Consider the following 10250-nt stretch of genomic DNA (forward strand, 5'->3'; position numbering starts at 1 on the left):
ACCTTCCTCGAAGGGTCTGCGGCAGGATTACTTGTTGCCGAAGACGAACGGCATGACGATGCCGATGAGGGCGAGCGCCTCGGTCAGCGCGAAGCCGATGAACATGTTGGAACGGATGAGACCGGCAGCCTCGGGCTGGCGGGCCATGGCCTGGACACCGTTACCGAAGATCAGACCGACGCCGATGCCGGGGCCGATGGCGGCGAGGCCGTAGCCCAGGGAGGCGACGGAACCGTAGACAGTGCCCTCAGCGAGGATGCTCATTGACGTTGTCCTTTGCAGGGTGGTGAACCGGTGGTGATTGGCCACCGGGCGATCCGGGAGGTGGTTCTCGGCGGGGCTTGGGCCCCGGGGCTCAGTGCGCCTCTTCCAGGGCACCGGCGATGTAGCTGCTGGCCAGCATCACGAAGATGTAGGCCTGCAGGAACTGGACCAGCAGCTCGAAGGCGGTCAGGCCGACGGCGACGATGAACGAGGCCGAGCCGTACAGCGCGCCCAGGGACGGGCTGAGCAGGTACCAGGAGGCGATGGAGAACATCACGATCAGCAGGTGGCCGGCGAACATGTTCGCGAAGGCTCGGACCGCGAGCGTGAAGGGGCGCACGAAGATGTTCGAGAAGAACTCGATCGGCACCAGGATGAACATGACCCAGCCGGGAATGCCCGACGGCCAGCACAGGTTCTTCAGACCGCCGACGAAGCCGTGCTTCTTGAAGGTCAGCGTCATGTAGGTGATCCACACGACGGCCGCGAGGCCGGCCGGGAACGCGATCGCCGCGGTCACGGGGAACTGCGCGAACGGGATGATCGACATGATGTTCATCAACCAGATGAAGAAGAACATCGAGACGAGCATCGGGACGTACTTCTCGCCCTTCTTGCCGATCGTCTCCAGCACGATGGAGCGCTTGACGAAGTCGTACCCGATCTCGCCGACCAGCTGGAGCTTGCCGGGGACCAGGCGCGGCTTGGCGAAAGCGGCCCAGAAGAACACCACGACCAGGAGCGCGACGATGATCGACAGCAGCATCGGCTTGTTGAACTCGATGCTGCCGATCGAGAAGATCGGCTTGAACTGGAACTCGTTCAGACCCGGGGCCGGGAAGCCGCAGCCAGCGTCCCCGAAGTGGCAACTGCCTGAGGCGAGGGGCGTGAGTTCAGCACTCACCACGGACTCCTTCGTCATGACGCATGGATACGGCAACCTCGGTGTGTCGGCGTGGCCTGCGGCCACGGAGCGGCACTGGTACTTGATGGGTTTCTCGCCGACCCCGCGCGCCGGTGCACTGCACCACAGCGGGATCATCGAAGACTGCGCGGATCAGGGGGGCGATCCGTCCGATGTGCGGACAGACCAGGCCTCTTCCCGTACTCCGTTGTTGCGACGGACGATAGCAGCCCGTCAGTGCGGCATAAACACCGCCCCCCTCGTTGGGGGGACAGTCGGGCCTCGTCACTGTTGACGCCCCTTGTCGGAGGGCTTGTCGCCCTTCTTTTCGGAGGCGTCGGGGTCGACGTAGAAGGTCTTGGCCTTGAGCGCGCCGCGCACCTGGAAGCCCGTCCAGATCAGGGCGCAGCCGAGCAGGGTGAAGGCGAACGCCTGCCGGTTGAAGAGTTCGGTGTCCTTGAAGACCGCGAGCACGATGCCGACCAGCAGGATCTGCGTGGTGTACACCAGCAGCGCCGCGGCCATCATGATCTGCGGGTTCGACCTGGTCAGCCGGTCGAGCGCGACCTGGCCGAAACTGAAGAAGGCCATCACCAGGAGTGCGCCGAAGAGGGCGCCGAGCAGCCCCTTCCCACCGGCGACTGCGAAGGAGATCGCCATGGCGATGATCCCGGCGACCGCAGTGGGAATCGCGGCGCCTCGGAGGATCCGGGCGTCGGTGGACGGCATGTCGGCAGCTCCGGCGGCATGTCGATGTGGCGGGGGGACGGGCACAGCGGTGGCGATTGACACCCGACCGAGGATCGCCGCGAGCCGCCCGCTGGAGCGGCGGGCCCGGTGAGGGAGACCGACAGGGACGGAAGTCATCCACCTGTCAGGTCTTTCGGCGCGTTCTCGGTACTCGTGAACGGTATCACAAACTATTTGATGCGAGCTTTACCATGAATGTGTGGCACCTGTCACACCAACGGCGTAACGACTGCGCCGTTCGGGTGAGTTCGCCCGGGCGTTCGTCAACTCGCTTGTCAGCGGCGGCCGGTGGCCGTGCCACGGTTCCCGGCCGCGGTGGAGCCGGTGGCGGAGCCGGTGTCCGAATCCCCTCCGGCTTCACCGAGGAGTTGCTTGTCCTTCGCCGACAGTTCGGCCATCGGACCGGTCTGCCGCCGGCGGTAGCGCGGGGGGACGAAGGACTGCACCGCCCGCGGGGCGCGCGGCCGGAACCGCGGGGTGAGCAGCACCACCATGCCGACCAGGCAGAGCCCAGCGAGCGTCAGGATGACGGCGCGGCCGGTGTTGGTCACCGAGAAGGCCACCGAGCCGAAGGCGATCAGCGCCGCCCAGAAGTACATGATCAGGACGGCACGGCTGTGCGAGTGACCGACCTGGAGCAGCCGGTGGTGCAGGTGGCGCTTGTCCGCGGCGAACGGGGACTGGCCGGCCCAGGTTCGGCGCACCACGGCGAGCAGCAGGTCGGCCAGCGGCAGCGCGATGACGGTCAGCGGCAGCAGCAGCGGGATGTAGATCGGCACCAGGGTGTGCACGGTGGCGGTCTGCGAACCCGTCTCGCTGCTGATCAGGTCCGGGTCGACCCGGCCGGTGATGGAGATCGCGGCGACGGCCAGCATCAGGCCGAGCATCATCGAGCCGGAGTCGCCCATGAAGATCCGCGCGGGGTGCATGTTGTGCGCCAGGAAGCCCAGGCACATGCCGATCAGCAGCACGCTGAACAGCACGGCGGGGGCCGCGTCGGAGATCGTGTAGCCGTACCAGAGCCGGTAGCTGTACAGGAAGAAGGCCATCGCGGCGATGCAGACCATGCCGCCGGCCAGGCCGTCCAGGCCGTCGATGAAGTTCACCGCGTTGACCATGACGACCACCAGGGTGACCGAGATGACCATGCCCTGGGTCGGGCTCACCGCGACCGGTCCGACGCCGGGCACCGGGAGGGTGATCACCGTGACGCCCTGCCAGACCATCACGCCGGCGGCGATCATCTGGCCGCCGAGCTTCACCAGCGCGTCCACGCCCCACTTGTCGTCGAGCACCCCGAGCAGGAACATGATCCCCGCCCCGGACAGCAGCGCGCGGATGTCGGTGCCCTGTGAGAACACCTTGCCCAGGTTGTCGAGCTGCGAGGCGACCAGGATGCCCGCGCAGAGGCCGCCGAACATCGCGATGCCGCCGAGCCGCGGCGTGGGCTCGCGGTGGACGTCACGGGCGCGCACCGGCGGCATGGCACCGGCCGCGATGGCGAACTTCCGGACCGGGCCGGTCAGCAGGTAGGTGACGGCGGCGGTGCAGAACAGCACCAGCAGATACTCACGCACCACTGGCCTCCTGCATCACTGTCGAACGGGGGGGTACCGAAGGTACTCCCCTGCCTTCCCGGGGTTCGAGGTGCGTCGCCACGGCACACACCTTATTGAGTCGGACGCCGGGACCGTGCATCGCGGTTCGCCCTCCCGGGTAGGAGATCCGAATACCCGGGAGGGAATCCGTCAGCTCCGGCCGGCGAAGGCCAGCGCCAGTTCCCGGACCCGCGCCGCCACCCGGGCCGGCGCGCCACCGGCGAGCGCCCGCGCGATCAGGCCGGCGATCTCGGTCAGCTCCGGCTCCCCCATCCCCTGACTGGTCACCGTGCCCGTGCCCAGCCGGACGCCGGAGGCCTCGGCGGGCGGTGCCGGGTCGTACGGCACCGCGCACTTGCCGAGCAGCAGGCCGGCCGCCGCGCAGCGCAGCTCGGCCTGCGCGCCGGTCACGCCGAGCGGGCTCAGGTCGGCGGTCACCACGTGGGTGTCGGTGCCGCCCGTCAGGGGGCGCATTCCGGCCGCCGCGAGCCCCGCCGCGAGCGCCCGGGCCCCGGACACCGCCCGCCGCGCGTAGGCCCGGTACTCGGGCTTGGCGGCCTCCGCGAGGGCCACCGCCTTGCCGGCCACCTCGTTCATCGCCGCGCCGCCCTGGCTGAACGGGAAGACCGCCCGGTCGATCCGCTCGGCCAGCTCGGCGGTGCACAGCAGCAGCCCGCCGCGCGGACCGCGCAGCAGCTTGTGGGTGGCCGCCACGGTGACGTCCGCGTACGGCACCGGGGAGGGCGCCACCCCGGCCGCGATCAGCCCGGTGGTCTGCGCGGCGGCGGCGATCAGGTAGGCGTCCACCTCGTCGGCGATCTCCCGGAACGCCGCCCAGTCCGGGTGCCTGGGGTGCGAGATCGAGCCGGCCACGATGGCCTTGGGGCGGTGCCGCCGGGCCAGGTCGCGGACCTGGTCGAGGTCGATCAGCCCGTCGTCCGCGCGCACGCCGTAGCCGGTGAACTCGAACCAGCGCCCGGAGAAGTTGGCGCGCGAGCCGCAGCTGAGGTGGCCGCCGTGCTCCAGCGACATCGCCAGCACCCCGTCGCCCGGTCGCAGCAGCGCCGCGTACGCCGCCAGCATCGCCGAAGTCACCGACCGGGGCTGGACGTTGGCGTGCGGGGCGGTGAACAGTTCGCGGGCCCGGTCGATCGCCAGCAGCTCGGCGGCGTCGGCCAGCGCGCAGCCGGTGTGGTGGCGGCGGCCCGGGTAGCCCTCGGCGTACTTGTCGATCAGCGGGCCGGTGAGCGCCGCCAGGACGGCGGGGCTGGTCAGGTTCTCCCCCGCCAGCAGCTGGATCGTCTCGGCGCGCCGCTCGGCCTCCGCGGCCAGCAGGTCGGCCAGCTGCGGATCGGCCCGGTGCAGCGCCTCGGACGCCCAGGGGCGTCCCGTCGTCGCGGTCGGGCCGGTCTCGGCATCGGTGACGGTCATGACGGGGCTCCCGGGCGCTGCGGGGACTGTGTCACCCAGCGTAGGACCGCTGCCGCCGCCGGGCCCGCCGAGCGGCGGCCGTACGGCCCAGGGACGGGGCCCGGCCCTCAGCGGCGGGCGGTGACGCCGGTGAGCGCGGTGACCACCGGGTCGACCGCGTGGAATATCTCCTCGCCGCAGTTGCGGAACATGCCGATCGGCGCCCCGTACGGGTCCTCCAGCTCGTCCGACTCCGGGGTGGCGGCCAGCAGCCAGCCGCGCAGCGCGGCGGCCGCCCGGACCAGCGCGCGGGCCCGCTCGGTGACGTCGGCGCCGCGCCGGGGGTCCGGCAGGGTGCCCGGGTCGATCGTCCGCACCAGACGGGTGAACTCCTTCAGCGTGAAGGTGCGCAGCCCCGCCTCGTGGCCCATCGAGATCACCTGGGCGCGGTGGTCCAGGGTCGCGGTGAGCACCAGGTCGGCCTCGACCACGTGCTCGTCCAGCAGCTCGCGCCCGGTGAAGCCGCCGCTGTCGGCGCCGTACTCGTCGAGCACGGTCGCGGCGTGGTCCTCCATCGGCGCGCCCTCGTGGCCCCAGGTGCCTGCGCTCTCGACCAGGATCCGCCCGGCCACCCGGGGGCTCAGCCGGGTGTCCAGCTCACGCCTGGTCAGCCGCTCGGCGATCGGCGAGCGGCAGATGTTCCCGGTGCAGACGAACAGGATGCGGAAGTGGTCCAGCGGCCTGGGGCCCACGCTCAGGTACGGCGCTATGCCCGGCCCGGCGTGGAGCGAGGCGGTCGGCGTCAACTGCCGGCCTCCAGGTCGGGTACGACCTCCCTCAGCTGCTCGACGCTGATCGCACCGGCGCGCAGCAGCACCGGGACCTTGCCGGTGACGTCGACGATGGACGAGGTGGCGGCCTCCACGGCCGCCCCGCCGTCCAGGTAGACCGAGACCGCGTCGCCCAGCTGGGCCTGCGCCTCGTCGCAGGTCAGCGGGGACGCCCCGCCGATCCGGTTGGCGCTGGAGACGGCCAGCGGGCCGGTGGCGTTCAGCAGTTCGATGGCCACCGGGTGCAGCGGCATCCGGACCGCGACGGTGCCGCGGGTGTCGCCGAGGTCCCAGCGCAGCGAGGGCTGGTGCCGGGCGACCAGGGTGAGCCCGCCGGGCCAGAAGGCGTCGACCAGCTCCCAGGCCTGCTCGGAGAAGTCGGTGACCAGTCCGTGCAGGGTGGTCGGCGAGCCGACCAGCACCGGTGAGGGCGTGTTCCGGCCGCGGCCGCGGGCCGCCATCAGCTCGGCGACGGCCTCCGGGGAGAAGGCGTCCGCACCGACCCCGTACAGGGTGTCGGTGGGCAGCACGACGAGTTCGCCGCGGCGGATGGCAGAGGCGGCCTCGCGCAGACCGGTGGCACGGTCCCCGGCATCGGCACAGTCGTAGCGGCGGCTCATCGGTGCGGTCCCCTTCCGGAGTGGCTCACGGCAGTCACTTCGGCCGTCGCGGCGGTCACGACCCCACCTGTCGGGCGGTCGTGCGGTGCTCGATCCTTCACGACCCGACCCTCCGGGCGGTCGTGCGGTGCTCGATCCTTCACGACCCGACCCTCCGGGCGGTCGTGAAGCGCGGCCGGTTGTTCAGGTCACGGTGGTCGGCGGTGTCCGTCCAGCCGTGTTCCTCGTTGAAGATCCACGGCACCTGGCCGCCCTGCTGGTCCGCGTGCTCGATCACCACCGCGCCGCCCGGGCGCAGCAGGCGGGCGGCGACCCGCTCGATGCCGCGGATGGTGTCCAGCCCGTCCTCGCCGGAGAACAGGGACATCTGCGGGTCGTGGTCGCGGGCCTCCGGTGCGACGTACTCCCACTCGGTGAGCGGGATGTACGGCGGGTTGGAGATGACCAGGTCGAAGCGGCCGTCCCAGGAGCGGTCGTCCTCGAAGGCCTTGGTGGCGTCACCGGCGTGCAGGGTGATCCGGGCACGGTCGGGGCTGGCCTCGATGTTGCGCCGGGTGTACTCCAGCGCGCCCTCGTCCAGTTCGAAGGCGTGCACGGTCGAGCGCGGCAGCTCCTGGGCCAGGGCGAGGGCGATCGCGCCGGAGCCGGAGCACAGGTCCACCACCAGCGGCTCGGCCACGTCCATGTCGCGCACCGCGTCTATCGCCCACTCGACGACCGTCTCGGTCTCCGGCCGGGGGACGAACACCCCGGGGCCGACCGCCAGTTCGAGGTAGCGGAAGAACGCCCGCCCGGTGATGTGCTGGAGCGGCTCGCGCGCTTCCCGGCGGGACACCGTCTCCCAGTACCGGGCGTCGAAGTCGGCGTCCTTCACCGTGTGCAGCTGGCTGCGCTTGACGTTGTGGACGTAGGCGGCGAGTTCCTCCGCGTCGAAGCGCGGCGACGGTACGCCGGCCGCGGCCAACCGCTGGGTGGCCTGGGCCACCTCGGCGAGCAGCAGGTTCATCCGTACGACCTCTCGTCTCTCCGGCTCCGGGCGAAACGCGGGCGGGGTGCGCCGGTCTCAGTTCTCTTGGGCGGCCGCGGCGAGCTTGGCCGCCGCGTCCTTGTCGACGCAGGACTGGATCACCGGGCTCAGTTCGCCGTCCAGGACCTGGTCCAGGTTGTACGCCTTGAATCCGGTGCGGTGGTCCGAGATGCGGTTCTCGGGGTAGTTGTACGTCCGGATCCGCTCGGAGCGGTCCACCGTGCGGACCTGGCTGCGGCGCGCGTCCGAGGCCTCCCGCTCGGCCTCCTCCTGCGCGGCGGCCAGCAGTCGCGAACGCAGGATGCGCATCGCCTGCTCCTTGTTCTGGAGCTGGCTCTTCTCGTTCTGGCAGGACGCCACGATACCGGTCGGCAGGTGGGTGATCCGGACCGCGGAGTCGGTGGTGTTGACCGACTGGCCGCCGGGGCCGGAGGAGCGGTAGACGTCGATCCGCAGGTCGTTGGCGACGATCTCGACCTCGACCTCCTCCGCCTCGGGAGTGACCAGCACGCCCGCCGCGGAGGTGTGGATGCGGCCCTGCGACTCGGTGGCGGGGACGCGCTGCACGCGGTGCACGCCGCCCTCGTACTTCAGCCGGGCCCAGACGCCCTGGCCGGGCTCGGCGTTGCCCTTGGTCTTCACGGCCACCGAGACGTCCTTGTAGCCGCCGAGGTCGGACTCGTTGGAGTCGATGATCTCGGTCTTCCAGCCGACCCGCTCCGCGTAGCGCAGGTACATCCGGAGCAGGTCGCCGGCGAACAGCGCGGACTCCTCGCCGCCCTCACCCGCCTTGATCTCCAGGATGACGTCCTTGTCGTCGCTCGGGTCGCGCGGGACGAGCAGCAGCCGCAGTTCCTCGGTGAGCTCCGCCTGGCGCGCCTCGGAGTCCTTCACCTCGGCGATGAACTCCGGGTCCTCGGCGGCGAGTTCGCGCGCGGCCTCGATGTCCTCGCCGGCCTGCCGCCACTGCCGGTAGACCCGGGTGATCGGGGTCAGCTCGGCGTACCGCTTGGCCAGCTTGCGGGCGTTCGCCTGGTCGGCGTGGACGGACGGATCGGCCAGCCTCTTCTCGAGGTCGGCGTGCTCGACGAGGAGCTCTTCGACTGCCTCGAACATGGGGTGGCCTTCTTCCCGGGGGCTCAGTACGTGGGTGGGGGTGGGGAACGCGCGGGGGACGCGAACGGCGCCGGCCCCCGAGCGCCCCCGACAACGAGTACGGGGGCGCCGGGAACCGGCGCCGAGGGAGCGCTAGGCCTTCGCGCTGTGCTGCTTGCCGAAGCGGGCCTCGAAGCGGGCCACGCGGCCACCGGTGTCGAGGATCTTCTGCTTGCCGGTGTAGAACGGGTGGCACTGCGAGCAGACCTCGGCGCGGATCACGCCACTGGTCTCGGTCGAGCGGGTGGTGAACTCGGCACCGCAGGTGCAGGTCACGTGGGTGACCACGTACTCGGGGTGAACGTTGGGCTTCAAGGGGATCTCCTAGGTTTCGGGAGGGCACCGGGTCGGCGACTGGAGTGCCGCACGTGAACCGGGACCGACGGACCAGTCTGCCAGGACCGGCCGCATCTTCCCAAACCGGGGTCCCTTCCGGGATATTCCGGGCGCCGCTCAGCGCGCCGCGCCGGCCTTCGGGGCGGGCTTCGGGGCGGCCCCGCCGGTGTCCCGCGCGGCCGGCGGCCGGGCGGCGGCGGGGGCCGTGGGCGCCGCCTGGGCGGGGTTCTCCGGCTGCGCGGAGACGACCGCGGACGGGAACGGCTGGTCGGTCCTGAGCGCCGTCCAGACCTGGTCGGCCAGCGGCTGCTGCGGGACCACCCGGTTCGGGTCGCTGGGGGCGGTCTCCACCGGCAGGGTGACCATGCCGAGCTGGTCCGGGCCTATCCCCTTGAGCTCCTGGCCGAGGCCCACCAGCGAGTTCACCGAGCCGAGCGCGGAGTCGGTGGTGATGCTCTTGGTCACGGTGTCGCCGATCGACCACAGCTTGACCGGGTTGGTGAACAGCCCGGCGCCCCCGGCCTGCTTCAGCAGCGACCGCACCATCTGCTTCTGGAGCTCTATCCGGCCGAGGTCGCTGCCGTCGCCGACGCCGTGCCGGGTGCGCACGAAGGCCAGGGCCTGCTGCCCGTCCAGGTGGTGCTCCCCGGCCGGCAGGTCGAGCCCGCTGTCCTTGTCGTGGATGGCCACCGTGGTGGTCACGGTGGCCCCGCCCATCGCGTCCACGACCCGGGCGAAGCCGGCGAAGTCGACCTGGAGGTAGTGGTCCATCCGCAGCCCGGTGAGCTGCTCGGTGGTCTTGACGGCGCAGGCCGCGCCGCCGGTCTCGAAGGCGCTGTTGTACATCGCGCGCTTGGCGCCGGGGGCGGTCTTGCCGCCGGCGTCGACGCAGTCCGGGCGGACGACCAGGGTGTCGCGCGGGATCGAGACGACCTGGGCGTGGGAGTGGTCCTGGCTGATGTGCACCACCATCGCGGTGTCCGAGCGGGCGGTGTCACCGGTGTTCCCGCCGGCCATCGAGGAGTTGTCGCCGGCCCGCGAGTCCGAGCCCAGCACCAGGATGTTGAACGAGCCGTCGGTGGCGGCCGGCGGCCGGGCGCCGCCGAGCCGGGAGTCGATGTCGACGCTCGTGATGTTCCCGTCGAGCTTGATGTACGCGAAGACGCCCGCGCCGGCGCCGAGGACGACGAGCGCGGCGAACGCGCGGGCGGCCCTCCGCAGCGTGACGCGGCGGCGGCTCAGGACCCTCTTGTGCTCGGCCATACGGTCCAGAGTAAATCGGACAACATGATCCAAACGCCCCCAAGTTGTCCCAGCTCTGGAACAAAGCGGACCGGACGCACGGAACCCCGGACC

The 10250-nt window shown here is 71.1% G+C and carries 11 protein-coding genes; all 11 read right to left on the reverse strand.

Annotated features, from left to right (window positions below; translation table 11 throughout):
• Window positions 1-27 precede the first annotated feature (27 nt).
• Complete coding sequence (atpE, locus tag ACFRMQ_RS09135; RefSeq protein ID WP_031074289.1) at window positions 28-264, reverse strand: ATP synthase F0 subunit C; 237 nt, start codon at window positions 262-264, stop codon at window positions 28-30.
• A gap of 91 nt (window positions 265-355) precedes the next feature.
• Window positions 356-1186: a F0F1 ATP synthase subunit A gene (gene atpB, locus ACFRMQ_RS09140; protein WP_380697058.1), complete on the reverse strand. Its 831-nt coding sequence runs from the start codon at window positions 1184-1186 to the stop codon at window positions 356-358.
• A gap of 267 nt (window positions 1187-1453) precedes the next feature.
• Window positions 1454-1897, reverse strand: a complete 444-nt coding sequence (locus ACFRMQ_RS09145; RefSeq protein WP_359829292.1) for a hypothetical protein — start codon at window positions 1895-1897, stop codon at window positions 1454-1456.
• Window positions 1898-2193: 296 nt separating this feature from the next.
• Entirely contained in the window at window positions 2194-3495 is a 1302-nt protein-coding gene (locus ACFRMQ_RS09150) for an MraY family glycosyltransferase (RefSeq protein ID WP_380728561.1), read from the reverse strand.
• A 171-nt stretch (window positions 3496-3666) separates the two neighbouring features.
• Window positions 3667-4947 (reverse strand): serine hydroxymethyltransferase, encoded by a 1281-nt coding sequence (gene glyA, locus ACFRMQ_RS09155; protein ID WP_380728563.1) that lies wholly within the window; start codon window positions 4945-4947, stop codon window positions 3667-3669.
• 107 nt (window positions 4948-5054) lie between these two features.
• Entirely contained in the window at window positions 5055-5732 is a 678-nt protein-coding gene (locus ACFRMQ_RS09160; RefSeq protein ID WP_380728565.1) for a protein-tyrosine-phosphatase, read from the reverse strand.
• Window positions 5729-6376: an L-threonylcarbamoyladenylate synthase gene (locus tag ACFRMQ_RS09165; protein ID WP_380728567.1), complete on the reverse strand. Its 648-nt coding sequence runs from the start codon at window positions 6374-6376 to the stop codon at window positions 5729-5731. The genes ACFRMQ_RS09160 and ACFRMQ_RS09165 overlap by 4 nt, the downstream gene beginning before the upstream one ends.
• A gap of 139 nt (window positions 6377-6515) precedes the next feature.
• On the reverse strand, window positions 6516-7382 hold the full coding sequence (gene prmC, locus ACFRMQ_RS09170; protein WP_380728570.1) for a peptide chain release factor N(5)-glutamine methyltransferase: 867 nt from the start codon (window positions 7380-7382) through the stop codon (window positions 6516-6518).
• Window positions 7383-7439: 57 nt separating this feature from the next.
• Window positions 7440-8519 (reverse strand): peptide chain release factor 1, encoded by a 1080-nt coding sequence (gene prfA, locus ACFRMQ_RS09175; protein ID WP_380728572.1) that lies wholly within the window; start codon window positions 8517-8519, stop codon window positions 7440-7442.
• Between the two features lie 132 nt (window positions 8520-8651).
• On the reverse strand, window positions 8652-8873 hold the full coding sequence (gene rpmE, locus ACFRMQ_RS09180) for a 50S ribosomal protein L31 (protein ID WP_380728574.1): 222 nt from the start codon (window positions 8871-8873) through the stop codon (window positions 8652-8654).
• A gap of 138 nt (window positions 8874-9011) precedes the next feature.
• The gene (locus ACFRMQ_RS09185) at window positions 9012-10157 is read right to left on the reverse strand and encodes an LCP family protein (RefSeq protein ID WP_380728576.1); all 1146 of its coding nucleotides are present in this window, start codon (window positions 10155-10157) and stop codon (window positions 9012-9014) included.
• Window positions 10158-10250 lie beyond the last annotated feature (93 nt).

Source organism: Kitasatospora sp. NPDC056783 (genome assembly GCF_042789895.1).
Taxonomy (GTDB): Bacteria; Actinomycetota; Actinomycetes; order Streptomycetales; family Streptomycetaceae; genus Kitasatospora.